The organism is Paenibacillus sp. Marseille-Q4541, assembly GCF_018310695.1.
GTDB lineage: Bacteria > Bacillota > Bacilli > Paenibacillales > Paenibacillaceae > Paenibacillus.
The window spans coordinates 174,844-200,251 of the sequence record NZ_JAGXCY010000001.1 but is presented as its reverse complement, the minus strand read 5'-3'; the positions used below and the strand labels follow the sequence as shown (position 1 = coordinate 200,251).

General features: G+C 43.1%; 31 protein-coding genes. 30 read left to right on the top strand and 1 reads right to left on the bottom strand.

Annotated features, from left to right (window positions below; all coding sequences use genetic code 11):
• The first annotated feature begins 41 nt into the window (after positions 1 to 41).
• The 5 genes from KFT32_RS27550 to KFT32_RS01030 all read left to right on the top strand — a co-directional run bounded on the left by KFT32_RS27550 (position 42) and on the right by KFT32_RS01030 (position 3,653).
• Positions 42 to 155: a type II 3-dehydroquinate dehydratase gene (locus KFT32_RS27550; RefSeq protein WP_349304834.1), complete on the top strand. Its 114-nt coding sequence runs from the start codon at positions 42 to 44 to the stop codon at positions 153 to 155.
• A 68-nt stretch (positions 156 to 223) separates the two neighbouring features.
• Positions 224 to 481, top strand: coding sequence for a type II 3-dehydroquinate dehydratase (locus tag KFT32_RS27545; protein ID WP_349304833.1), 258 nt, complete (start codon positions 224 to 226; stop codon positions 479 to 481).
• Positions 482 to 515: 34 nt separating this feature from the next.
• Entirely contained in the window at positions 516 to 1,586 is a 1,071-nt protein-coding gene (locus KFT32_RS01040) for a M24 family metallopeptidase (protein WP_211745181.1), read from the top strand.
• 23 nt (positions 1,587 to 1,609) lie between these two features.
• On the top strand, positions 1,610 to 2,167 hold the full coding sequence (gene efp / locus KFT32_RS01035) for an elongation factor P (protein ID WP_211745179.1): 558 nt from the start codon (positions 1,610 to 1,612) through the stop codon (positions 2,165 to 2,167).
• 232 nt (positions 2,168 to 2,399) lie between these two features.
• A complete protein-coding gene (locus KFT32_RS01030) occupies positions 2,400 to 3,653 on the top strand; it encodes an aspartate kinase (protein WP_211745177.1) in 1,254 nt (417 codons plus the stop codon).
• Between the two features lie 61 nt (positions 3,654 to 3,714).
• Here KFT32_RS01030 and KFT32_RS01025 read toward each other — a convergent pair whose 3' ends face one another.
• Complete coding sequence (locus KFT32_RS01025) at positions 3,715 to 4,443, bottom strand: 2-phosphosulfolactate phosphatase (protein ID WP_211745175.1); 729 nt, start codon at positions 4,441 to 4,443, stop codon at positions 3,715 to 3,717.
• A gap of 173 nt (positions 4,444 to 4,616) precedes the next feature.
• Between KFT32_RS01025 and KFT32_RS01020 the strand changes: the two genes are divergently transcribed.
• From KFT32_RS01020 to spoIVB, 25 genes are all read left to right on the top strand, one after another.
• A complete protein-coding gene (locus KFT32_RS01020) occupies positions 4,617 to 4,880 on the top strand; it encodes a YqhV family protein (RefSeq protein ID WP_481856283.1) in 264 nt (87 codons plus the stop codon).
• Positions 4,881 to 4,999: 119 nt separating this feature from the next.
• Positions 5,000 to 5,974, top strand: a complete 975-nt coding sequence (gene spoIIIAA, locus KFT32_RS01015) for a stage III sporulation protein AA (RefSeq protein WP_211745173.1) — start codon at positions 5,000 to 5,002, stop codon at positions 5,972 to 5,974.
• Positions 5,967 to 6,485 carry a stage III sporulation protein SpoIIIAB gene (spoIIIAB, locus tag KFT32_RS01010; protein WP_211745171.1) on the top strand — a complete coding sequence of 173 codons (519 nt, stop codon included), beginning with the start codon at positions 5,967 to 5,969 and terminating at the stop codon, positions 6,483 to 6,485. The genes spoIIIAA and spoIIIAB overlap by 8 nt, the downstream gene beginning before the upstream one ends.
• Before the next feature lie 17 nt (positions 6,486 to 6,502).
• The gene (gene spoIIIAC / locus KFT32_RS01005) at positions 6,503 to 6,706 is read left to right on the top strand and encodes a stage III sporulation protein AC (RefSeq protein WP_191799151.1); all 204 of its coding nucleotides are present in this window, start codon (positions 6,503 to 6,505) and stop codon (positions 6,704 to 6,706) included.
• A gap of 29 nt (positions 6,707 to 6,735) precedes the next feature.
• Positions 6,736 to 7,125, top strand: a complete 390-nt coding sequence (gene spoIIIAD, locus KFT32_RS01000) for a stage III sporulation protein AD (protein WP_211745169.1) — start codon at positions 6,736 to 6,738, stop codon at positions 7,123 to 7,125.
• Between the two features lie 23 nt (positions 7,126 to 7,148).
• Complete coding sequence (gene spoIIIAE / locus KFT32_RS00995) at positions 7,149 to 8,339, top strand: stage III sporulation protein AE (protein ID WP_211745167.1); 1,191 nt, start codon at positions 7,149 to 7,151, stop codon at positions 8,337 to 8,339.
• Positions 8,340 to 8,432: 93 nt separating this feature from the next.
• Entirely contained in the window at positions 8,433 to 9,164 is a 732-nt protein-coding gene (gene spoIIIAF / locus KFT32_RS00990; RefSeq protein ID WP_211745165.1) for a stage III sporulation protein AF, read from the top strand.
• A 27-nt stretch (positions 9,165 to 9,191) separates the two neighbouring features.
• Positions 9,192 to 9,833: a stage III sporulation protein AG gene (spoIIIAG, locus tag KFT32_RS00985; protein WP_211745163.1), complete on the top strand. Its 642-nt coding sequence runs from the start codon at positions 9,192 to 9,194 to the stop codon at positions 9,831 to 9,833.
• A gap of 65 nt (positions 9,834 to 9,898) precedes the next feature.
• Positions 9,899 to 10,612 (top strand): SpoIIIAH-like family protein, encoded by a 714-nt coding sequence (locus KFT32_RS00980; protein WP_211745161.1) that lies wholly within the window; start codon positions 9,899 to 9,901, stop codon positions 10,610 to 10,612.
• Between the two features lie 140 nt (positions 10,613 to 10,752).
• Positions 10,753 to 11,253: an acetyl-CoA carboxylase biotin carboxyl carrier protein gene (accB, locus tag KFT32_RS00975; protein ID WP_211745567.1), complete on the top strand. Its 501-nt coding sequence runs from the start codon at positions 10,753 to 10,755 to the stop codon at positions 11,251 to 11,253.
• A gap of 66 nt (positions 11,254 to 11,319) precedes the next feature.
• Entirely contained in the window at positions 11,320 to 12,663 is a 1,344-nt protein-coding gene (gene accC, locus KFT32_RS00970; RefSeq protein ID WP_211745158.1) for an acetyl-CoA carboxylase biotin carboxylase subunit, read from the top strand.
• A gap of 118 nt (positions 12,664 to 12,781) precedes the next feature.
• Positions 12,782 to 13,195, top strand: coding sequence for an Asp23/Gls24 family envelope stress response protein (locus KFT32_RS00965; protein ID WP_211745156.1), 414 nt, complete (start codon positions 12,782 to 12,784; stop codon positions 13,193 to 13,195).
• Positions 13,196 to 13,302: 107 nt separating this feature from the next.
• A complete protein-coding gene (gene amaP / locus KFT32_RS00960; RefSeq protein WP_211745154.1) occupies positions 13,303 to 13,842 on the top strand; it encodes an alkaline shock response membrane anchor protein AmaP in 540 nt (179 codons plus the stop codon).
• Between the two features lie 13 nt (positions 13,843 to 13,855).
• Positions 13,856 to 14,089 (top strand): DUF2273 domain-containing protein, encoded by a 234-nt coding sequence (locus KFT32_RS00955; protein WP_211745152.1) that lies wholly within the window; start codon positions 13,856 to 13,858, stop codon positions 14,087 to 14,089.
• A 144-nt stretch (positions 14,090 to 14,233) separates the two neighbouring features.
• Positions 14,234 to 14,683, top strand: coding sequence for a transcription antitermination factor NusB (gene nusB / locus KFT32_RS00950; RefSeq protein ID WP_211745150.1), 450 nt, complete (start codon positions 14,234 to 14,236; stop codon positions 14,681 to 14,683).
• Positions 14,684 to 14,706: 23 nt separating this feature from the next.
• Entirely contained in the window at positions 14,707 to 15,564 is an 858-nt protein-coding gene (folD, locus tag KFT32_RS00945; protein WP_211745148.1) for a bifunctional methylenetetrahydrofolate dehydrogenase/methenyltetrahydrofolate cyclohydrolase FolD, read from the top strand.
• Positions 15,565 to 15,579: 15 nt separating this feature from the next.
• Positions 15,580 to 16,941, top strand: a complete 1,362-nt coding sequence (xseA, locus tag KFT32_RS00940; RefSeq protein ID WP_211745147.1) for an exodeoxyribonuclease VII large subunit — start codon at positions 15,580 to 15,582, stop codon at positions 16,939 to 16,941.
• Positions 16,931 to 17,185 (top strand): exodeoxyribonuclease VII small subunit, encoded by a 255-nt coding sequence (gene xseB / locus KFT32_RS00935; protein WP_211745566.1) that lies wholly within the window; start codon positions 16,931 to 16,933, stop codon positions 17,183 to 17,185. Before xseA ends, xseB begins: the two co-directional genes overlap by 11 nt.
• The gene (locus KFT32_RS00930; RefSeq protein ID WP_349304832.1) at positions 17,182 to 18,084 is read left to right on the top strand and encodes a polyprenyl synthetase family protein; all 903 of its coding nucleotides are present in this window, start codon (positions 17,182 to 17,184) and stop codon (positions 18,082 to 18,084) included. The genes xseB and KFT32_RS00930 overlap by 4 nt, the downstream gene beginning before the upstream one ends.
• 127 nt (positions 18,085 to 18,211) lie before the next feature.
• Positions 18,212 to 20,119 (top strand): 1-deoxy-D-xylulose-5-phosphate synthase, encoded by a 1,908-nt coding sequence (dxs, locus tag KFT32_RS00925; RefSeq protein ID WP_211745145.1) that lies wholly within the window; start codon positions 18,212 to 18,214, stop codon positions 20,117 to 20,119.
• 36 nt (positions 20,120 to 20,155) lie between these two features.
• Positions 20,156 to 20,983 carry a TlyA family RNA methyltransferase gene (locus KFT32_RS00920; protein WP_211745143.1) on the top strand — a complete coding sequence of 276 codons (828 nt, stop codon included), beginning with the start codon at positions 20,156 to 20,158 and terminating at the stop codon, positions 20,981 to 20,983.
• A 109-nt stretch (positions 20,984 to 21,092) separates the two neighbouring features.
• A complete protein-coding gene (locus KFT32_RS00915) occupies positions 21,093 to 21,578 on the top strand; it encodes a hypothetical protein (protein WP_211745141.1) in 486 nt (161 codons plus the stop codon).
• Between the two features lie 30 nt (positions 21,579 to 21,608).
• Positions 21,609 to 22,058 (top strand): transcriptional regulator AhrC/ArgR, encoded by a 450-nt coding sequence (ahrC, locus tag KFT32_RS00910; protein WP_211745139.1) that lies wholly within the window; start codon positions 21,609 to 21,611, stop codon positions 22,056 to 22,058.
• Between the two features lie 157 nt (positions 22,059 to 22,215).
• On the top strand, positions 22,216 to 23,955 hold the full coding sequence (gene recN / locus KFT32_RS00905; protein ID WP_211745137.1) for a DNA repair protein RecN: 1,740 nt from the start codon (positions 22,216 to 22,218) through the stop codon (positions 23,953 to 23,955).
• 100 nt (positions 23,956 to 24,055) lie between these two features.
• Positions 24,056 to 25,393 carry a SpoIVB peptidase gene (spoIVB, locus tag KFT32_RS00900; protein ID WP_211745135.1) on the top strand — a complete coding sequence of 446 codons (1,338 nt, stop codon included), beginning with the start codon at positions 24,056 to 24,058 and terminating at the stop codon, positions 25,391 to 25,393.
• The last annotated feature ends 15 nt before the right edge of the window (positions 25,394 to 25,408 follow it).

Sequence of the window (25,408 nt, the reverse complement as noted above, 5' to 3'; positions counted from 1 at the left end):
GCAGGGGAAGGTAGTTCCCGCATAGGAAGCGGATAGGGGTCATGAATAGCCCGAACCTTAACTTGCTTGGTATACGTGATCCTGGCATTTATGGTAAGCAAACTCTTCAGAAAATGGAAGTTATTTCTTCGCTCAAGCGGAGAAGTTGTCCGTAGTTGATTACTGTTTATCAATCGAATCATGAAGGGATTTAATTGACCCTATTCATGATTCCTTGGGACAAGTGAACGGAATATTACTTAACGCAGGAGCTTTTACTCATTACAGTTATGCGATTCGTGATGCGCTGAGCACAGTGAAGAACCCTACCACTTTGAGCTCCATTGGCCCTGACGTTCATGCTTGTGAATCGTTTCGGCACACGTCAGTGATTGCACCAGAAACCATCAGTCATAATGCCGGATTCGGTGCCTACAGCTATGAGCATGATCTGCAGGCCATGATACGTTATCTGGAGATTCGAGCGGAGAGCGAGAACTGAAACTGGCTTGAAGACGAAGAAAGAAGGTATAATCATGGAGAACAACCGCGTGTTGAAACTACGTAAGGCTTTGCAAGAACAAGGACTGGAAGCTATTTTGGTAACAAGCCCGATTAACAGAAGGTACATTACCGGCTTCACTGGTTCAGCAGGTTACGTACTCGTAACGCTTCAAGAAGCGTATTTGCTTACTGATTTTCGTTATATGACACAGGCTCCGCAGCAAGCTACCGGCTTCACTGTCGTAGAACATGGTGCGAAACCGATGGAAACGGTAAAAGAATTGTTGAGTAAAGAGGGGATTCAGTCTCTAGGATTTGAGAAGGATCTTATTACGTTTGCAACTCATGAAGCATACACCGATCAACTTAAGCCTGTGAATCTGGTTCCAGTGAGCGGACTTGTTGAAAAACTTCGGTTATATAAAGATGAGAACGAGATTGCCATTATGCAGCGTGCTGCGGATTTGGCAGATGCTGCTTTTGCTCATATTCTGACAGTCGTGAAGCCAGGCATGACAGAACGCGAAGCAGACCTTGAACTTGAATTCTTTATGCGTAAGCATGGTGCAACATCTTCTTCCTTTGATACAATTGTAGCTTCCGGCAAACGTTCAGCAATGCCGCACGGCGTTGCCAGCAATAAGGTAATTGAGAAAGGTGACTTCATCACTTTTGATTTTGGTGCACTTTTGGATGGGTATTGTTCAGATTTGACACGGACCATCACAGTGGGTACACCAGCTGCCAAGTTGCTTGAAATTTACGATATCGTATTGGAAGCTCAATTACATACTTTGGAACATTTAAAACCAGGTATGACAGGTCGGGAAGCGGATGCGCTCGCAAGAGACATCATTACGAAATATGGATACGGAGACCAGTTTGGTCACAGCACGGGACATGGCCTCGGTATGGAAGTTCATGAGTCGCCGCGCTTATCCAAACTCAGTGATGATATTCTTGAACCGGGAATGGTCGTTACGGTGGAGCCAGGAATCTACCTTGCTGACATCGGAGGCGTTCGGATTGAAGATGATGTAGTAATTACGGAATCTGGTATTTCTATTTTGACGCACTCAAAGAAAGATTTAATCACGTTGTAATTATAATTAGGAGGGGTTTTTTAGTGATTTCAGTTAATGATTTTAAAACAGGTTTGACCGTTGTAGTTGACGGTGATATTTTTACAGTTCTAGATTTTCAACACGTTAAGCCAGGTAAAGGAGCGGCATTTGTTCGTTCCAAGCTTAAAAACCTTCGTAACGGTAACACGGTAGAAAAAACATTCCGTGCAGGCGAAACGATTGGCCGTGCTCAAATTGACAACCGTGGCGTATCTTATTTGTATGCAAGTGCAGACGAGCATACATTTATGGACAACGAAACTTACGATCAATTTACGCTTACAAGCGATCAATTGAAATGGGAACTTAACTTCCTTAAAGAAAACATGAATGTAAACATTGTTAGCTACCAAGGAGAAATTCTTGGAATCAACCTCCCGAACTCTGTAGAGCTGAAAGTAATTGAAACAGAGCCAGGTATTAAAGGTAACACGGCAACTGGTGCTACTAAAAATGCGAAAGTAGAAACGGGTCTGAATGTACAAGTTCCTTTGTTCATCAATGAAGGCGATGTTCTGATCATTGATACACGTGAAGGTAAATATAGCTCCCGCGCATAATAAAGATATTGTTATTTACAAAGTCCTCTGCAGATTGTTCGCAGAGGATTTTGTTGTATTTTGACAAGTTATGCGGAGAAGTGAAAAGATTTCTTCAATGATTTACAGCAAAAGAGGGTTACCAGTTTCTTGGTTTCGTATTATACTGTTTAAATGTACGGTAAGCGTAAAATGGCTTACCCCGAATAAATAATGATGTTTTATACTTGTAAGGGTAGGGAGTGAGCTTGGTTTGTCTTTGTTTGTAATGAAATTCGGAGGAAGTTCTGTAGGAGATACAGAGCGCATGCAGCGAGTTGCAAAACGCGTTGCCCAGAAACAAGATGAAGGACATGAATGTGTTGTTGTCGTCTCCGCTATGGGAGATACAACAGATGAACTCATTGATCAGGCAAAAATATTAAATGACAAGCTTCCTGCACGTGAAATGGATATGTTGCTGACAACGGGAGAGCAAATTTCTATCGCTTTGTTGTCAATGGCAATTCAGAGCTTGGGCCGGGAAACGGTCTCTTATACTGGATGGCAAGCAGGATTTCGGACAGAACCGGTTCACGGGAAAGCTCGAATTACGGATATCCGGCCTGAACGTGTATTGCGATCTTTGAAAGAAGGCAAAATTGTTATCGTTGCCGGATTCCAAGGTATTTCTGAAGAGGGAGAAATAACAACGCTAGGACGCGGTGGGTCTGATACTACTGCAGTTGCTCTGGCTGCTGCGATCAAGGCGGATGCTTGCGAAATATACACAGATGTAGACGGGGTATACTCTACTGACCCACGAATCGTCAAAGTTGCTCGTAAACTCAGTGAAATCTCATATGATGAAATGCTGGAGCTTGCCCACCTCGGTACAGCTGTTTTGCATCCGCGTGCCGTCGAATACGCGAAGCATAACAAGGTACCTTTGGTGGTTCGGTCCAGTTTTACTTATAACGAAGGAACGGTAGTGAAGGAGGAAGCGGCATTGGAACAGGGAGTAGTAGTAAGTGGTATTGCCTACGACAAAAATGTAGCGCGTATCAGTATTTTAGGAGTTGAAGATATTCCAGGCGTACTCGCAGGTATGTTTGGTGCTTTAGCCAAAGAACAAATTGACGTTGACATTATCGTTCAAAGTGGAATTAGTGATGGCAAAGCTGACTTCTCCTTTACCGTTACTCTGGATGATCGTGAGCGTGCCATTGAAGTGATTCATGCAATGAAGAACGTTCTACCGTTTCGTGAAGTCACATCTGAAGATCATTTGGTTAAAATTTCGATTGTCGGTGCAGGCATGGTTAGTCATCCAGGAGTTGCTGCACAGATGTTTGAGGTAATTTCCAGCCAAGGCGTTAATATCAAAATGGTAAGCACATCCGAGATTAAGGTGTCATGTGTTGTTGAAGGCACTAAGCTGAACGAAGTCATTCGTGCTCTTCATACGGCGTATAATCTAGATACAGAAGTGCAAGCTTTTGTTGGTGGGCCTCAAGACCGCCGATAATAACAATAAATACAAAAAAAGGACTTACACGTTCATCGTGTAGGTCCTTTTTTTTGTAATATTATTGATCTCTTCTAGTTTTCCAAGGAATCAAACTTTGATCTTCCATAACGGGTACAAGGGTAAATAAATTTTTCGTTAAGCAATAGTCTACATCTTCTTCACGACCTTGCTTAGTTAATCTCTTCGCCTCACTACTTTCTTTTAACGTTTCTCGTAAACTTGCCTCACTACCAAGATAGGCCTGATGAACAACCAATCCCAAATCATTAAGTCGAACAGGCTGTGTAGAGGATTGTTGTATATATTCAATAAGTAAACCGGCGCATAAAGCATCTTCCATACTTAACCTGTCCTGTTGTCCTGCACATAAAAGAGCGATATCAAGCTCTAAATCCAAGAGCACTTGTGCACAGGCTTTCGCGTTAAGAAAAGCTGCTGAAAATATATAAGAAGCTTTACCTGCTTTGATTAAGGCCCTGGTTCCGCTCGTGGTCGTCATGATCCCTTTTTTTCCTTCTACTAATTCTTTTGTATATTCCAGTGGTGAGTTCCCCGCATCAAACCCTGCTATTTTTTTGCAAAAGCGTTCCCCGCCCAGAAACATACCATCTAGCCCAAGCTGTTTAGCTTGGGGGACTGTCTCAACTGGAATGATACAGGTTGCTCCTTGAGACAAAGCGGTAACGATGGTACTCGTTGTCCGAAATACATCGATAACCACTGCACTGCGGTGAATAACATCCTCTGTACGTATTTCACTGGCACTGGCAACAACATCGATACGCATAGGTGTACCTCCCCTAATATAAGTTTTGCACCGTTCCTCTAAAGTAGTCTATCTATTCTTACTATATGCAGAAGGAGAAGGGCTGGTGCCTACCTCTTTATTTTTTAAGGATATAAATAGAATAGTTTTGGCATATGTTCTAAGACAACGGAGCTGCAAGGAGGACATCCACATTGGACAAATTTGTATTATCTATGGCTATTTTACGTATCTTTTCAGGATCTGCAGAGCTGATCGCTGCCCTTCTTATGCTGAGGTTTAATCAAGTTGAAAAAGCACTTGCGGTCAATTCCACCCTTGCTTTTGTAGGCCCAATGATTCTTGTGGTGACGACAACGATCGGACTCGTAGGGATGGCGGACAAGCTTTCTTTTGGCAAATTGGCATGGGTACTGATGGGGGTTACTTGTCTCTTAATTGGTATTTTAAAAAAATGATAGATTCCCGTCATAAAAAACGTGTACAGGCATAAATATGGGGTAAGACCAACAAAACGGGCCCCGCATAGGGCCTTGAAAAAGCCCTGAAAAAGGTGTGGAAATGGGAGTGCTGGGTAATGAAATGGCTCGATTTATTTCCTGAACCACTAAAAACGATACTGATAAATATGCCCCTACAGCTTCTAGAGACATTGGAGGAGGTTCGAATTCGCGAAGAAAGACCTCTGGAAATCAACACGAATGGGGAGCATTATTTTGTAACTCAGCATTCTAAGCCATCAAAAATACAGTCAGAAGCATACAAGCCATCTCGGCAAGATACCCATCGTTTTCTTGATCTCATCAGCAACCATTCTCTTTACACGATGGAAGAGGAACTGCGTAAAGGGTTTATCACAATCCCGGGGGGACACCGGATTGGACTTGCTGGGAGAACGGTACTCAAAAACGGCAGAGTGGAACATTTGAGGGATATTAGCGGATTCAATGTCCGGATTGCCAAAGAGGTGAATGGTGCAGCCGATCGGCTACTCCCCCATCTTGTAGATCACCGGACATCGCGGATTAAACATACGCTGATTGTTTCTCCACCGCAGCAAGGGAAAACAACACTACTCAGAGATTTGGCTAGGCAAATCAGTCATGGGAACGAGAAACGGCAGAGTTATAAAGTCGGAATTGTGGATGAACGCTCCGAAATTGCGGGCAGCTATAAAGGAGTTCCGACTTTTGATGTTGGTCCAAGAACGGACGTGATGGATGCTTGTCCCAAAGCAGAAGGCATGATGATGCTAATCAGATCCATGTCCCCTGAAGTGCTGATTGTGGATGAGATCGGCAGAGATGAAGATGCTGAGGCCATTAAAGAGGCGCTGAACGCAGGCATCTCGGTTATAGCGAGTGCTCATGGCAGAGACATGGCTGACCTAAGTAAGCGGCCTTTTATCAAAGATCTGATCCAGGAAGAAATGTTTCAACTCTACGTCATGATTGATCGCAGCGGGAAGAAAGTAACTTACAAAATGGCGGATAGCAAGCATCGGGCCATTCAGCAACAAGGAATTACGAGTGTAGGAGGTTCTTATGCTTAAGTTGATTGGGGCAGTGATGGTACTAATCTCGGGGACTTTTGTAGGGATGTATCAAGCCAATCTTTTTGCTTCAAGACCTAAGCAGATTAGAGAACTTGTGCTTATCTTCCAGCGTCTGCTGACGGAAATTAATTATAGTTATACCCCGCTTGCAGATGCACTTCAAAAAATAGGATCGCAAGCATCTGAACCACTTGGACGTCTTTTCATGGCGGCTGCAAAGCATATGAACTCTCCCCAAGGGCATTCGGCAAACGAAAGCTTTCACTATGCGATAGATAAGTACTGGAGCCAGACGGCCATGAAACAACCGGAGAAAGAAGTGATCCTTCAGTTGAGTCTAAGCCTGGGGACAAGCGATAGAGAGGAACAGAATAAACATATTACGCTTGCCATTCAGCAGCTGAATCATGAAGAAATCACAGCCCGGGAGGATCAATTGAAATATGAAAAGATGAGCCGCAGTCTTGGTCTTCTGGTCGGGGCGCTGATCGTCATCCTGATCTTATAGTGAGGTGCCATGGATAGATGAATTTAGAAGTGAATGCGATTTTTCAGATCGCAGGAATCGGTATTATTATTGCCATGATTCATACCGTATTAAAGCAGATGGGCAAAGAAGATATGGCGCACTGGGTTACATTAATCGGATTTGTTGTGGTTTTGTTCATGGTGATACGGATGCTAGACAACTTGTTGCAGGAGATCAAATCAATTTTCCTGTTTCATTAAATAGAGGCTTATCTAACAGGTGATTAGAAATGGAAATCATTCAAATCGTAGGACTTGGGCTCATAGCCACCATCCTGATTCTGGTTGTCAAAGAACAAAAACCTCTGTTCGCATTCGTGATTGCGACAACAGCAGGTATTGTGATTTTTATGTTTGTCATCGGTAAAATCGGTGCTGTGATTCAGGTACTGGAGAGGATGGCCGAATCCTCAGGTATGGATGAGATTCATTTAAAGACGATACTGAAAATCATTGGTATTGCATATATCGCGGAATTTGGCGCACAAATTGTTCGGGATGCGGGCCAGGAAAGCATAGCATCCAAAATTGAGCTAGCCGGCAAAGTACTGATCCTAGTACTCGCTGTACCGATTATCAGCATTATTATCGAGACAGTGATGAAGCTGCTGCCGGTATAAAGAGGCGGAGGATGTAAGATGTGATGAAAATGTCCAGTCGCTTCCGCAATCAGAACGTAATTGTAGTGTTGATGTTATGTCTCTTCTTTGCTCTTACAAACGAGGTGTTCGCGAGCTCACCCGTAACGGATTGGGCGAATAAGCAAGTTGAGGAGCTACCGACGGAGCAAGTGGAGAAGTATTGGCAGTCATTAATCGATGAGTATGGAGGTTTCTTCCCAGATGGTCAGCTTCCTTCTTTTATGGACATGCTGATGCCTGGCGGAGAGACACTAAGTCTCAAAAATATATTTGCTGCCATCGGCAAGTTTTTACTGCACGAGATCCTCTTCAATGCAAAACTTCTCGTTACGATCATTATGCTAAACATCTTGAGCATGATTCTGGAAACACTACAAACCGCCTTTGAAAAAAGTACGATCAGCAAAGTAGCATATGCGATCTGTTATATGGTCATTATCGTTATCTCGATAAACAGTTTTAGTGTTGCGATTGGATATGCCAAAGATGCAATCGATCGAATGATTGATTTTATGCTAGCCATGATTCCTCTACTGTTCGCACTTCTTGCTTCCATGGGGAACATTGTCACTGTAACGGTCACACATCCGCTCATCGTATTTATGATTCACACGATAGGCGTACTGATCTACAAAATCGTATTTCCGCTCCTGTTCTTCTCGGCGGTTCTACATTTAGTTAGTTCCTTAACAGACAAGTACAAGCTAACACAGCTTGCCAACCTGCTTAGACTGCTTGGAGTTGGATTACTCGGGGTCATCCTGACCATTTTCCTAGGAGTCATATCTGTTCAAGGGGCGACCAGTTCCGTAACCGATGGGGTTACGATCAGAGCTGCGAAATATGTATCGGGCAATTTTGTACCGGTAGTCGGAAAAGTCCTCGCAGATGCAACAGACACCGTTATTTCTGCATCGCTTTTAGTTAAAAATTCGATCGGACTAGCTGGAGTCATCATCATTTTGTTCTTGTGTGCGTTCCCAGCTTTGAAAATTCTAACTCTCGCTTTTATATATAATCTCGCAGCAGCATTAATGCAGCCCCTCGGTGATACTCCGATTGTGGGATGCCTTCAGGCGATAGGCAAAAGTCTTGTTTATGTGTTCGCTGCACTTGCGGCTGTCAGCCTCATGTTCTTTCTTGCCATAACCATTATGCTGACCGCTGGAAATATGACGGTAATGTTGAGGTGATGAAGTTGAAGAACAAGACAAATCAGAGATACCCATCGGCGAGAGGACCCAATGTGTAGATTAGGTAAAATGTAACATTTGGAGGTGGGCACAGTGGAATGGCTGAGCGGATGGTTGCGAGAACTGATACTGGTCGTTTTGCTGGCCACCTTTGTGGATATGCTTCTCCCCAACCGATCCATGGAGCGGTACGTCAAGCTTGTGTTAAGCCTGCTCATTCTGCTGACGCTGATAACTCCTTTGATTAATCTGCTGAGCAGTGATCCTGATGCTAGACTCCGAGCAGCACTGCGGGACTGGACACAGAATGGGGAACAGGCTCAGGCGATGACGCTAGATGACATTCTGGACGAAGGTGAAAAGCTGCATAAACAACAAGAAGAGAATGCGAAAGAATGGGCAGCGAAAGAAGTAGCTGATCAGATAAAAGAACAGATCGAAAAGGAAACGAATCTGCCGGTTGAGTCGGTTAGTGTCATTCTAGGAACCGAGAAAAAATCAGAGAAAAGTGCGGAGTTAACATCCATTACCAGTGTGAAAGTGACAATGGCACAAGGTTATACGGAACCGTCCCTATCAAAGGTCCCTAATGATGAACCCATTGAGATTAAACCTGTGGAACAAAATTCAATCTCAGTTCAATTATCTGACAGCACAGAAGATAAGAGGGCAGCGGAAGAGGAACAGGGCTATTCAGATGAAGAGGCGGTCACAGTAATGACAGGGACGGAAGCAGATCAGATCTCGTCTTTGATAGAAGAACAATGGCAGATTGATGCGAGTCAAATTGTTGTTTTAAAGCCTGAAATTCGAGGGGAATTGTAAGCACAATAAACGAAAGGGGCAGCCGATATGGGGAAACTAAGGAACAGCTTGAATAAATGGATCGGGTCTTCAGAAGAAGGATCAACCAAACGAAATCAGACATTTCGCTGGCTAATCATTGTTGGGCTCATCGGGGTGGCGATCATTATCATTAGTTCCTTCATCAATGTGAAAGAGATTGATACAGAGAACGTGGGAAGAGAACCACCTACTGACAACAGTGTTCAAACGACCTTGGGTTCTGCTACGAATGATACGACACCTTTTGACACTATCGAGAGTGCATTTGAAGACAAGATTAAAGGGATTCTCGAACAAATTGTAGGTGTAGGGACGGTAGACGTAATGGTTACCATTGATTCTACAGAAGAGATTGTGGTCGAAAGAAACAGGCAGGACACCCAGCAAAACACCGAAGAAACAGACGCAAATGGGGGGAAACGCAATATTACTCAATATACTAGAGACGGAGAAATTGTGACCTACGACATTTCAGGGGATGAGACTCCTATCGTCACAAAGAAGATTAAACCTCAAATTCGCGGTGTTCTTGTCGTAGCCAAAGGTGCAGAGAATAAAGTCGTCAAGGATCTGATCACAGAGGCTGTCGAAAAAGGGCTTAGCGTCGAATCCTATCGAATTTCGGTAGTGCCGAGGAAACAAGAATAGTTAGCAACAAGCCCTGCCAATTCGGGGGGATCAATAAACGAACTCAATATTAGGAGGAATAAAAAATGACTAACAAAAGACAAACGATATGGCTCGTATCGATGCTTAGTCTGATGGTCGTACTGTCCGCATACTATTTGTTCACTGAAGATTCGGGAACGCCTAGCCAAGTGGCTGAAAGCCAGCAAACGAAAGCAACACAGCCCTCTGATGCACAAGAAGCTTCTGCAAATAATACACTTGATGGTCTTGTAGTTAATGAAGTGGTTACTGAAGATCAAGGAACAGGGGAACAAACAGATGAAACAGGCGCTCCTGTAGATCCAGAAGCAACACAAGAAGATGCAGCTACAACGGGAAAAACAGATGCTGCCAAGACGGATGAGGAAGTACTGAAAGAGGTTGAAGCCCAAAACACTTCTGCTTCTGCCGCGACTGTGTTTGAAAATTATCAATGGGAGCGTACTGCGGAGAACTCCAGAATTGAAAGCGAACTGATGGCAGCTGCCGGAGATAACAGTAAAACCCCTGAAGAAAATGCAAAAGCAGTTGAACAACTGCGTATGCTGGAAGAAAAAAATTCAAAGATTACAGGCATTGAAGAGCAGTTATCACAGCAATATACAAACGCAATTGTCGAAGAAGATAATGATCAATATAAAGTAGTTGTGATTAGTGACAAATTGGAAGCAAAAGATGCTGTAGGTATCGTGGATATGGTCATTAAAGAGCTTGATGTGACTCAAGATAAAGTTCGAGTACAGTACGTAAAAGAATAAATGTACTGCTCTCTTTTTGGAAAGAGCCTGGAGACGACCGTTTCCGGGCTCTTTCCATTTTTAACGTTTGTGATATAATACATAACGTTATCACTGTCCGAGTGAAGATGGCAGTATGCCGAAGGAGTGAAAAATAATTGATGTTCAAATTAAATGAAATTAAAGAATTGATAAAGCTGATTGATGAAACTTCAGTTCAGGAACTCGAGATTGAGAATGAAGGTTCCAAACTGACAATACGTAAACCTGGCATGACCGAATTTGTACAAGCTCCAGTTAACGTAAGCACATACCCACCTGCTGCTCAGATCATGCAGCCTAATTACGCACCACCTGCAAGTACCCCGGCTGTAAATCAAGCACAGCCTGTTCAGGAAACATCCGATAAGGCAGAATTGAACTTACATAAGATTGTTTCGCCTATGGTTGGTACTTTCTATGCTTCCCCGTCACCGGAATCAGCAGCCTATGTAAGTTCGGGCAGCAAAGTGACGGAGAAAACAACGGTATGTATTGTGGAAGCAATGAAATTAATGAACGAAATTGAAGCTGATGTCAAGGGTGAGATCGTTGAGGTATTAGTACAAAACGGTCAACTCGTTGAATATGGTCAGCCTCTATTCTTGGTTAAATCGGAGTAATCTCCTGGTGGTGAATCACTCTGCATCATGGTTTCATAGAGTAATGCTCCAAAGGAGGAAATATAAATGAATTTTCAGAAAATCTTGATTGCTAACCGCGGAGAGATCGCCGTTCGTATTATTCGTGCCTGTAAAGAACTAGGCATCTCAACAGTAGCCGTCTATTCAGAGCCAGACCGCGACGCGCTGCATGTACGACTTGCAGACGAAGCATATTGCATCGGCCCTGTCCTCTCGAAAGAGAGTTATCTTAACATTACAAACATTATGAGCGTTGCAACACTAACGGAATGTGATGCAATTCACCCTGGCTATGGTTTTTTAGCTGAAAATGCTGATTTTGCGGAAATTTGTGAGTCTTGTAATATTTCATTCATTGGACCGTCGGCAGATGCCATTACAAAAATGGGGGATAAAGCCGTAGCAAAACAGACGATGAAAGATGCTGGAGTTCCGGTAATCCCTGGTTCTGACGGTCTTGTTGAAGATTTGGATCAGGCAGTTATGATTGCTCGCGATATCGGCTATCCTATTATTATCAAAGCTACAGCAGGTGGCGGAGGTAAAGGAATTCGTATTGCTGAGGATGAGGATTCACTCATTAAGCAAATTACGGCGGCACAACAGGAAGCTCAAAAAGCGTTCGGTAATGCCGGTGTCTATCTTGAGAAATTCTTGACAGGCATGAAACACGTAGAGATCCAGATCATTGCTGACAAGCATGGCAATGCGGTTCACCTTGGGGAAAGAGATTGCTCTATCCAGCGTAGAAGACAGAAGCTGATTGAAGAAGCTCCTTGTCCTATCTTGAGCGAAGAAACGCGTACGAGTATGGGAGATGCTGCAGTTCGCGCTGCACTTGCAGTTAACTATGCAGGAGCGGGAACACTTGAATTTTTGCTGAGTCCTGACGGAGATTTTTATTTCATGGAAATGAATACCCGTATCCAGGTAGAGCACCCAGTTACAGAAATGGTAACGGGTGTGGATCTGATCAAGGAAATGATTTCGGTCATTGAAGGAAATCCATTATCTTTTACACAAGATGAAGTCATCATCAATGGCTGGTCTATCGAGTGCCGAATTAATGCAGAAGATCCTAGCCGCAATTTCATGCCTGCACCAGGCAGAATTGATTTCTATCTTCCTCCTGGCGGTCCGGGCGTAAGAGTAGATAGTGCTGCTTATCAAGGCTATAATATTCCGCCTTATTATGATTCCATGATTGCGAAGCTTATCGTATGGGCTCCGACACGGAATGAAGCGATTGCTAAGATGAAACGTGCGCTTTCGGAATTTGCGGTTGAAGGCATACCAACAACCATACCTTTCCATATGAGATTGCTTGAGCATCCTGCGTTTGGCAAAGGCGATTTTGACATTAAATTTTTGGAAGAAAACGAGATTTAATTGTCATAATAAGCTTGTTTGTCATAATGTCCAGCGAATGCTATAGTATGAATAATAAGTACGCATGTCTTTCTTGTGGACGAGAGGAAACTTAAACTTTGAGAGGTGTGTTGATATCATGAGCACATTGCCGACGGAATTCGAAAGAACAGAGATTGGTGAAATTCAGATTGCGCCTGAAGTTATTGAGGTGATAGCAGGTCTTGCAACGGTTGAAGTTAGCGGCGTGGCTGGAATGAGCGGCGGATTTGCTGGCGGATTTGCTGAACTGCTCGGTCGCAAGAATATGTCAAAGGGCGTAAAAGTCGAAGTAGGACAACGTGAAGCAGCGGTTGATGTTTCCGTAATCATTGAATATGGACATCGTATTCCTGATGTGGCCTCTTCCATTCAACAAAATGTGAAACGCTCCATTGAGAATATGACAGGTTTAACTGTTGTGGAAGTGAATGTGCAGGTACATGATGTTCAGTTTAAAACGGCTGAACGTATTGATGACCAAACTGATCTGAATCCGCAACGTGTGAAATAAAATAGTCAACCTAAACCCCCGGTGATTTCACCAGGGGTTTAGTCCTTCCCTTTTTTGATTGGTTAAAAAGGCGTATTTACAGGTTGATTGAGGAGGTTACTCTGTTCGTGGCTAAAATACTGGACAGGCTTTTGCTGTTTATTTACAGTTTAAGTGTTGGCATTATATCTGTACTGATTATCCTCCTTTTAAGCGGTCTGGCTCCTGGAAATATACTGGGGCAGAATGAACAAATGACGACCATCATTATTTATTCTGTTGCCGCTGTACTATTTCTGCTCAGCATTCGGTTCTTCTATATCTCTGTACGCAGAGATCAAGCTTCCCTTCCTTCTGTTGATCAACGGACTGAATATGGGGATGTTCAGATTTCGATGGAAACGATTGAGAATCTTTGTTTGAAAGCTTCATCCAGATTTCGTGGTATCCGGGATGTGAAGTCTCGCATTCAAGTGACCGAAGCTGGACTTGAGATTACGATTCGTGCGATTGTAGATGGGGAGAGTTCGATCCCACAGCTGACGACAGAATTGCAAAAAGCAATTCATGACTATGTGCAGGAAATTACAGGAATCCCGGTATCTCATGTATCGGTATATATTGCTAATCTTGTGCAATCACCGAACTATAAGAGTCGAGTAGAATAGAGGTGACTCAAGGATGCCGTGGAAAGAAATCTGGGAGAGTCATAAAGGGCGGATTACTGGAATTGCCGGAGGTATCTTTTTTGGTATTGTTTATTTGATTTTTGGTTTTTGGGATATGTTGTTCTTTGCACTCGTGGTTTTTATAGGATATACGCTTGGTAGAAGAAGTGATCAGAAATTGCAGTTTGTTTTTCCTTGGAGAAACTGGTTGGGGTATCTATCTGAGCGCTGGCGTCCATTCAAATAAAACCTGTGATATGCTGTTTTTCGCCAAAAAGAGCTGCAGTTTCTACATGTCCATTTTTGGTAAAAATAAGCATGCCATAGGTTTTTTTGTGTGAAGAATAAGAATAATAAGTTATGTATATGTAAATGAAGCAGGAGGCAGGACATGAAAAGACGTTTGGCGAGGGAAATTGTAGTACAAAGTCTGTATTATATGGAAATGAATGAGGTTGAAGCGAAGCAAGCGGTGAACATGCTGTTTGAGGAAGCTGCCGAGGAGAATGAAGGGGAAGTAGAAATTAAAAACGAGGCTGTCATGCATGAGTATGTGCTTGAACATGTTCGCGGTATTTGGGAGAATAAGGATGCTCTCGATCGTCTTCTCGTAGATTACTTGAAAGGGTGGCAAGTGAGCCGCTTGTCCAGAGTCGATCGTCAAATTTTGAGATTGGCAACCTATGAGATGTTGTACCGTGAAGATGTACCAGCAAAAGTATCCGTTAACGAGGCGATCGAATTGTCCAAGCATTTTGGAACGGTTGAATCCGGTAAATTCGTTAATGGTGTACTTGGAAAAATGATTCAAGATATCGAAACTTTAAAATCAAACCTCTAGTCAAATCAAGGGAGAGAAGAGACATGACGGCAACGATTATTAGCGGAAAACAAGTATCTGAAGAGATTCGTAAAGGAATAACGGAAGAAGTTGCACAGCTGAAGGAGCAAGGTGTTGTTCCTGGGCTTGCCGTAGTTCTTGTTGGAGAAGACCCAGCTTCACAAGTTTATGTTCGCAATAAAGAAAAAGCATGCCATGATCTTGGATTTTACTCTGAAGTACACCGTCTTTCGGCAGATACCTCAGAAGAAGACTTACTTACATTAGTTGATCGACTAAACCGCCAGATGAGTATTAATGGGATTTTGGTGCAATTACCTCTTCCTGGGCATATTGATGAGAAGAAGGTCATTAATGCAATCTCCGTTGAGAAAGATGTAGATGGATTCCATCCTGTTAACGTAGGTAATCTGGTGATTGGAGACGATAGTTTGCTCCCTTGTACCCCTGCTGGAGTGATTGAACTTATTAAGCGGACGGGTATTGAAATGAGTGGGAAACATGCGGTTGTAATTGGACGCAGTAACATTGTAGGTAAACCAGTATCTCTTCTTCTACAGCGTGAAAATGCTACAGTTACAATGTGTCATTCACGTACAGCAAATATGAAGGAGCTTGCGAAGCAAGCAGATATACTTGTTGTCGCGATTGGCCGTGCTAATTTTATTGACGCTAGTTATATCAAAGAAGGCGCTGTTGTTATCGACGTAGGTATGAATCGTCTAGAGAACGGAAAACTTGCTGGCGATGTTGATTTTGAGAGTGCAAAAACAATTTCGGGACCGATCACCCCTGTTCCTGGCGGAGTAGGTCCGATGACAATTACGATGTTAATGCAAAATACGCTGCTTTCCGCAAAACGTGCTCACGGTCTGAATTAAAAAAGGAGTGTTCTGATGGCAGAACAGCGCATTTATTCTATAAAAGATATCAATCGATATATTCGAATGAAAATGGATTCGGATGCCCTGCTATCGAACGTATGGATTCGGGGAGAAATATCGAATTTTACTCATCATTCAAGTGGTCATATGTACTTTACCCTGAAAGATGAAGGAAGCCGGATTAAGTCGATTATGTTTGCAACACATAATCGCAGGCTTCCCTTCATCCCGAAGGAAGGCGCAAGAGTCATTGCTCAAGGAAATATAACCGTATTTGAACGAGATGGACAATATCAATTTTATGCTACTCAAATGCAGCCTGACGGTATCGGCAGTCTGTATTTGGCTTATGAACAGTTGAAAAAGAAGTTGGAGCAGGAAGGGCTTTTTGCGGCAGAACGCAAACGCGCGCTGCCTCGCTTTCCGAAAACCATTGGCGTAGTCACCTCACCGACTGGTGCAGCAGTGAGAGATATCATTACCACGATCACTCGCCGCTATCCACTTGCTGAGGTTATTTTGTATCCTGTAGTTGTGCAAGGTAAAGCGGCAGCTCCTTCGATTGTAAGGGCGCTTCGTGCGGTTAATCATATGGCAGAAGCCGATGTGGTAATTGTAGGACGGGGCGGCGGTTCTCTGGAAGAACTTTGGGCCTTTAATGAAGAAACGGTGGCTAGAGCGATTACGGAGTCTGGGATTCCGGTTATTTCTGCTGTAGGTCATGAAACGGACTTTACGATTGCAGATTTTGCAGCAGATATTCGAGCGGCTACGCCGACAGCGGCAGCAGAACTTGCTGTTCCGCATCAAATGGAACTGAAAGACCAGGTTGACATCATACAGCGTAGATTAAAGCAAAGTTTGATGACTAGTGCGAGACACGGACGTGAGCGACTGAATAGACTGTCACGTTCTTCAGTGCTCGTAAATCCTAGCCGTTCGCTTATTCAACACACAGAGCGTTTAGATCAACTAACGATGAGGCTCCAGCGCTCTACAGATTCCAAATTGCGTTTCGCACGCGAAAAGCGGGAGCGGATGAAGATATCATTGTCTAGGTTTAACCCTGCGGAGCAGGTTGCCTCAGCCAAGAGACAGGTTGTACAAAATCGGAGACAACTGGAGGCAGCAATGCGTGTTCAACTTAAAGAAACGCGGCAGCAACTAGGATCAAACTTAAGGCATCTAGATGCCTTGAGTCCTTTGAAAGTTATGTCAAGAGGATACAGCCTTGTATATAATGAGGACGAAAAACACCTTGTGAAATCAACAAAAGATGTACTACCAGGTGATGTAATCAAGATTAAGCTCAGCGATGGTGGACTCTCCTGTCAGGTTTGGGAAATAAAGGAGGAAAATAATGATGGCAAATGAAGCGGAACTCAGTTTTGAGGCAGCAATGTCTGAGCTCGAACAAGTCGTAAACCAGCTCGAACGAGGTGATGTTCCATTGGAACAAGCGATTGAGCTATTCCAGCGCGGAATGAAACTATCTCAGCTCTGCAATCAAAAGCTTGAACAAGTAGAACGTAAGATTGAAATCATTGTAGAAGAAGACGGGGCTTATCGTAAGAAAGCATTTGGAGGAACCGAAGAAGAGGGCGGTGTCTCTTTGTGACGAGACCTTCCGTAGAACTATATATCCAAGATATAGCTGATGTAATGGCTAGCGAACTTGGAAATATTTTGCCTGAACATTGGGATGTTCCTAGTCATTTAAAAGAATCGATGATGTATTCGCTGATGGCGGGTGGAAAAAGACTTCGCCCTTTGCTTGTTATTGCAGGGACAGAAGCCTTTGGAGTAGAGCGTAGTGCGGCACTGCCGGTAGCAGCCGCCGTAGAAATGGTACATACGTACTCGCTCATCCACGATGACCTGCCTGCAATGGATAATGATGATTATCGCAGAGGAAGATTAACGAATCATAAGGTGTACGGGGAAGCGATGGCTATTTTAGCGGGTGATGCGCTATTAACCCATGCCTTTTACAGCATCATTCAATCTGGACGTAAATATGGTATTCCAGCAGATCGACTACTTGATATCGTAGAGGACTTGTCTGAATATGCGGGTGCACGGGGGATGGTTGGTGGTCAAGTTGCCGATATGGAAGGCGAACAAGGAATGACCTCCATGTCTCAGCTGGAGTATATCCATCTTCACAAAACAGGCGATTTGATGATTTTCTCACTTGTAGCTGGTGGACGTATTGCAGGGGCTAATGAGGAACAACTTGAGGCTTTGCGTATTTTTGGCCGGGATTTGGGGCTTGCTTTTCAGATACAAGACGATATCCTTGATCTGGTTGGTGATGAGCAGAAGCTCGGTAAGAAAACGCAAAGTGATGTAGCTCAGCAAAAGGTAACTTATCCTTATTTTATTGGGATGGATGAATCCATAGCTGAGGTGGAACGCCTTACGAAATCGGCTAAAAATGCTCTGATTCAAGGTAATATTCCTGAACCTGAACGGCTATTTGAGATCGCTGACTATCTTATGAAACGTGATCATTAATCTAATAATGCTCCTTATTCATGATCGAAATATGACGAAATTTATGATTTAAGGTGTATTGTGGTATAATGATGCGTATATATATAGACACTTATCAAAAATTTATGAAGGAAAGCGGGGATTTCACGTGCTGCTTCCACAAATTAAGGAACCTAACGATCTGAAATCATTGTCTGTGGATGAATTAGTCTCTCTATCAGGAGAAATACGTCAATTTCTCATTGAGAAGCTATCGTACACAGGGGGGCATCTGGCGCCGAATTTGGGAGTGGTAGAGCTCACGGTTGCCCTGCATTACTGCTATAACAGTCCAAAAGATAAAATGATATATGACGTAGGCCATCAATCTTATGTTCATAAGATTCTTACAGGCCGTAAGGATCGCTTTGATACGCTTCGCAAATATAAGGGGATGTCCGGATTTGTGAAACGAAACGAAAGTGAACATGACGTCTGGGAAGCCGGTCACAGCAGTACTTCACTTTCAGCTGCCATGGGGATGGCGTATGCTAGGGATCTGAAAGGTGAAGACAACAAGGTCATTGCGATTATTGGTGACGGTGCATTAACTGGCGGGATGGCTTTTGAAGCGTTAAACCATATTGGTCATGAACAGAAGAAAATGATGGTCATACTTAATGATAATGAAATGTCGATTGCTCCTAATGTTGGGGCAATGCATAATTATTTGAGTAAGATTCGTTCGGATCGTCATTACTTGAAAGCAAAAGATGAAGTAGAGTTTCTTTTGAATAAAATACCTGCAATTGGTGGTAGATTGGCGAAATCAGCTGGATGGCTGAAAGACAGTTTTAAATATATGATGGTACCGGGTGTGCTTTTTGAAGAACTTGGATTTACTTATCTTGGCCCTGTTGATGGTCATGATCTGCCGAAGCTTATTGAGACCTTCAAACAAGCGGATAATGTAAATGGTCCTGTTCTCGTTCATGCAGTAACAACCAAAGGTAAGGGGTATAAACCGGCCGAAGCGGATTCTGTTAAATGGCACGGTATTTCTCCTTACAAGATTGAATCGGGTCAAGTGCTTAAATCAGTAGGGAATCCGATGTATACGGATATATTCGGAAAAACGCTAATTGAACTCGCCAAACAGGATGACCGCATTGTCGCAGTCACTCCTGCAATGCCAGGTGGTTCAGGACTTATCCCTTTCAGTAAGGAATTCCCTGATCGAATGGTGGATGTAGGAATTGCGGAGCAACATGCGGCTACCATGTGTGCATCGCTTGCTATGGAAGGTCTCAAGCCTGTGTTTGCTGTATATTCAACATTTATGCAAAGAGCATATGACCAAATTGTGCACGATATTTGCAGACATAACGCGAATGTCATGATTGCTATTGACCGTGCCGGTTTCGTAGGACCGGATGGTGAAACGCATCAAGGCGTCTACGATGTTGCATTTTTACGTCATATTCCAAATATCGTTGTCATGATGCCAAAAGATGAGAACGAACTTAGACATATGATGAAGACTGCCCTTGAGTATAACGACGGCCCGATTGCCTATCGCTATCCTAGATTGAATGTTGTTGGTGTACCCATGGATGAGGAACTGAAGACCATTCCGATTGGAACTTGGGAAACGCTAAGACAAGGGGAAAACTACAGTATTATCGCTGCAGGTCCTATGATTCAGGTGGCAGAAGAAGCAGCGGAAACGCTCAAACGGGAAGGCATGCAAGTAAGTATTGTAAATGCCCGATTCTTCAAACCTCTTGACCGTGAACTCCTATTGGAACTTGCTCAAAAGGATATGAAGATGATTGTACTTGAAGAAGCTTGCGAAGCAGGAAGTCTTGGTAGCAGCATTCTCGAATTCTTCTCTCAAGAAGGGATGCATGAAGCGAAAGTTCATCTTATGGGGATTCCGGATCTGTTTGTTGAGCACGGTAGTGTGAAGGAACAACGGGAAGAGGTTGGTCTGACTGCAGAAGCAGTTTGCGATGAAATGCGCAAGTTGAAATTGCAGTACACTTATGATCTTCCTAAAACGAGCCTGCCTTCCTGAACCCATCACTTAAATATTTTGGAACAGGAGAAAGTCATGTCAGTCCCTAAAGAACGAATTGATATATTATTGGTGGAACAAGGATTTTATGAAAGCAGGGAAAAGGCAAAGGCTGCTATTATGGCGGGACTTGTCCTTGCTAACGAAGAACGCATTGAAAAACCGGGAATGAAGGTTCCTAGGGAAGCGACCTTAAAAGTAAAGGGTGCAATTCATCCTTATGTAGGCCGCGGAGGCTTAAAACTGGAGAAGGCCATCAAACATTTTCATTTGAACATGGAAGGAAGAACGATGCTCGATATTGGATCTTCTACCGGTGGTTTTACAGATTGTGCACTTCAGCATGGTGCTTCTCATGTGTATGCGATTGATGTCGGTTATAATCAATTAGATTGGTCACTCCGTAATGATCCGCGGGTAACTGTAATGGAAAGAACTAATTTCAGATATGTAACTCCCGAAGATCTTATAGGGCCTGTACCGGATGTAGCGAGCATCGATGTATCTTTTATTTCCTTGAAAATCATCCTGCCACCCCTACTCAATCTGCTGAAGCAACCTGCAGATATTGCTGCTCTGATCAAACCTCAGTTTGAGGCAGGGCGGGAGAAGGTTCCAAAGACAGGTGTTGTTCGGGAACCGAAAGTTCACGCCGAGGTGTTACACTCCATTATTGCTTATGGTAAAGAATTAGGTCTTGAGCTTCAAGATCTTACTTTTTCTCCGATTACCGGGGGCGAAGGCAATATTGAGTTTCTAGCTCACTGGAGATTTAACTCTACAGACAGCCGGACTGAATCCTCCATAGATACAGATGCTCTGATTCAGTCCATAGTGAAGCAAGCATCTAATACATTTACCTGAAACTCATCTTCGGATGAGTTTCTTTTACTGAAAAGGGGAAACTCCATTATATTAACTCGTACAGGAAATTGAATTTTGTTCACGAATAGTTTCCTGTAGAGGTGATTTTATGGAAGGTCAATATGATAAAGTGGTTATTGCTTTCCTTGGTGTAGTGGTTTTGATCTGGATTCTATATGGTGTAAGAAAATGGATTCAGGACCCGGTACCTGATCATGTGCCTGATCTTGTACTGAATGAAGAGATACAGGAACACCCTGCGCTAGACCTTTTGGAAAGAGAAGGATACGAGGTGATCGGGGGAAAACTTAAGGTACCGCTGTCTTTCCAGGTGAATCAAAATACGCTATATAGCAGGTTATTTATTGACTACGTAGCTGAGAAACAAGATGAGATTTATATAGTGAAAACGTCACGTAGCCGTATGCCGGTTGAATGGACGGGTGCAGGACTTAGAGATCGTTTGCTCCCCTATCTGTTACTCTATCCCACTTGTGATGGACTTTTATATGTGGATACAGAAGAAGATACAGTCAAACGAATCACATTACTCGATGAAGATGATTATCTATATGATCCAGGGGATGAATATTAATAATAAAGAGCATAACAATTGGAGGCATATATGAAAGGGCAACGACACATTAAAATTCGCGAAATTATTAGTCAAAATGATATTGAAACTCAGGACGAGCTAGTGGAAGCACTTCGTAAGTCAGGTTATCAAGTCACGCAGGCAACAGTTTCAAGGGACATCAAAGAACTGCTCCTTATTAAAATTCCGACAGACGATGGCAGATATAAATACTCTTTGCCAACGGATCAGAGATATAATCCAGGACAAAAATTAAAGCGTGCGCTCGTTGATAATTTTCTTAGCATTGATTACACCACTAATCTTGTAGTTATGAAGTTTCTTCCGGGTACAGCAAATTCTGTAGCTGCGCTGCTTGATAACATCGAATGGCCGGAAATTATGGGAACTATCAGCGGTGATGATACGATTCTTGTTATATGTAGAACGGAAGAGAACAGTAAATCCTTCATCAATCAAATTATGGGGTATATTTCATAAATAAAACGAGAAAACATGGCGAACATATGTTTCTTTTTTTAAGAAAATAGTGTAAAGTATAAATCAAAGATGAAAAAAGCAAACGGACGTTCCCTAAAGAGTGTTTTAGAGGAATCGTACTTACACGTACTATACGTGATCATCGGAGGTGCATGCTGTGCTTTCTACACTATCTATTCGAAATTTGGCTGTTGTTGAAGCCGTAGATGTTCATTTTCATGCTGGATTTCACGTGTTAACTGGGGAAACCGGTGCAGGTAAATCCATAATTATAGATGCACTAGGTCTGATTGCCGGAGGAAGAGGATCGGCAGAGCTTATCCGTTATGGCTGCGACAAAGCTGAAATGGAAGCAATGTTTGAATTATCAGGATCCCATCCCGTATGGAAGACATTAGCGGAGCTTGGAATACAGGCTAAACCGGATGAACATTTGATTATTCGTCGTGAGTTAATTTCATCCGGTAAAAGTGTGTCTCGAATAAATGGACAACTTGTTAACTTAACCATGTTACGCGAGGTTGGAGAACAACTAATTAATATTCATGGACAACATGAACACCAAAGTTTATTGCGAGCAGAGAAACACTTAGGACTGCTCGATACATATGGAGAAAGTATCATAGGTCCAATTAAGCTTAGATATACAGAGCAGTACAAAGCATTTGTGAAAGTCGAAAAGGAGCTTCGGCAGCTCCAGGAATCGAGCCAGAAGGCATATCAACTGCTTGATATGTATCGGTTTCAGTTAGAGGAAATTGCAGCCGCACATCTGGTTCCAGGTGAAGATGAATTGCTGCATGAAGAAAAGGTCAAACTATCCCATAGTGAAAAAATGATGGATTCTGTTGCTGGTGCTTATGATTTACTTCAAGGATCTCAAGGTCTGGAGGCAATCAGTTTCGCTATCTCCAAGCTTGAAGATATAAGCGGTTATGATCAAAAGGGGATTAAGCCAATTTTAGAACAGCTTCAATCTGCTTTTTATCAATTGGAAGATGCGGCTTTTCAGCTTCGCGGATATCGTGACGACATCGAATTCAACCCCGAGCGGCTGGGTGAAGTCGAAGAACGTTTGAACATGATTACGGGTCTTAAACGGAAATATGGTGACAATGTGGAAACCATTCTGAACTATTATGCCCAGATTGAAAGGGAAACCGATCAATTGGAAAATAAAGATGAACGTTTGGAAAAATTACTTGCGGAACGTGATGGATATCTTGAAAAATTACTCATTACAGCGGAAGAGATGAGTATCGCACGCAAAAAATGTGCAGAAGAACTATCTGAGCAAGTAGAGCGTGAACTAAAGGATTTGCAGATGGAACGAACTTCCATGAGAGCGCAAATTTCCGTTATTGAAGATCCAAGAGGGTTTGAATGGAATGGTCAACGAATTCGTATTACAAAACAAGGAATTGATAGCGTAGAATTCCTGATTTCAGCGAATCCAGGTGAACCTCTTCGTCCTCTAGGTAAGATTGCTTCAGGTGGTGAGATGTCGCGGATTATGCTTGCTCTGAAAAGCATTTTTGCAAGACATGATCAAATACCTGTACTGATCTTTGATGAAGTGGATACCGGAGTGAGTGGAAGAGCAGCTCAGTCGATAGCCGAAAAGCTGTTCCTGCTGTCTTCGACTTGTCAGGTTTTTTCTATTACTCACTTGCCACAGGTAGCTTGTATGGCAGATCATCAATATTTAATTGAGAAAAATGTACATGATGAACGTACCATGACACAAGTTGAAGCTCTGTCGGAAGAAGGCCGAGTGATGGAACTTGCAAGGATGCTTGGCGGGGTAGAAATTACTGAAAAAACAAGACATCATGCACAAGAAATGCTCAAACTTGCGGAAACCAAAAAAGGGGCTGAAGTACTTACGGAGCAATGATTGACAGTAATAAAAGGCCATGTCCAAGGTTATGTTATAGTTACGCAATTGGCGACCACCTTTCGTCAAGCGAACGAAGCAAAGGGAGTGTGACAGCCACTTGAAGCTTAACCTTGGAAAGAAACTTATTGGCCTTATTGTTGTCTTCTCTATCTGTCTGTTCGGACAGACCCTATTGCCCGTGTTTAGTTATGCCTCATTGCCAGATGAGCTTCGTTTATTAGCTGGGCGCGAGACAGATCTCGAAGTATCTGCTCCAGTGGATGCCATTGTCTCTGATGATCAATCAGAGGTGCTGAAGGTAAAAGCCGGAACCCGCTCTAAACTAACGGCTACTTCCAGGCAGCATTCCATTCACTTGCATCCTCAGCACGAGGGTACAACAAAACTAACATGGAAGTTGTTTGGTAAAATCCCACTTAAAACGACGGATGTTCTCGTCGTACCTGATTTAAAGGTAATGCCGGGTGGTCAAACGATTGGGGTTAAAGTGAAATCAGCTGGTATTTTGGTCGTGGGACATCATTTAGTTCGCGTTGCAAGTAAGGCTCCTGTATCACCTGGGGAAGAAGCGGGAATCAAATTGGGTGATTTATTGACTCACATGAATGGTAAGCCGATAACGGGAGTAACCGCCGTAGCAGATACTGTTCTTGAGTCGGGTAAAATGAAGAAACCCATTGATATCACGTTAACCCGCCAAGGGAAAGTCATCAAGACCAAGCTAACTCCTATTTTTGATGAAGAAGATCAAGCTTGGCGTCTTGGTCTTTATATCCGAGACTCGGCGGCAGGGGTAGGAACATTAACGTTCTATGCACCAGATCAAGGAGTGTATGGGGCTCTAGGTCACGTTATTACAGACATGAACACACAAACGCCAATTGTGGTAGGCAGCGGAGAGATTGTACAATCTAATGTCACTTCTATTGCGAAGAGCGAATCCGGTGATCCTGGTGAGAAAAGAGCGATTTTCACAAAAGAAAGTAAAATTCTTGGTAACATCGAACGAAATACTCCATTTGGAATTTTCGGGAAAATGCCGGTTAATCCAGAACACAGCTTATATGAAAAACCCATTCCTGTAGCTTTTGCTCATGAAGTGAAGGAAGGACCTGCCGAAATTTTGACGGTTCTGGATGGACAAAAAATTGAACGGTTTACCGTAGATGTTGTCCACGTCTCACCTCAAGATAAAGCTGCTACCAAAGGTCTTGTTATTCGAATCACGGATAAGCGTCTTATTGATAAGACAGGCGGGATTGTTCAAGGTATGAGTGGTAGCCCAATTATCCAGAATGGTAAACTGATTGGAGCCGTCACACATGTTTTTGTTAATGATCCAAAATCAGGTTATGGATGCTTTATTGAATGGATGTTAGAAGATGCTGGTGTAGTCATTCCTAATAAACAATCAACGAATCTTAAGGCGAGTTAAGCCTTAAGATTTTTT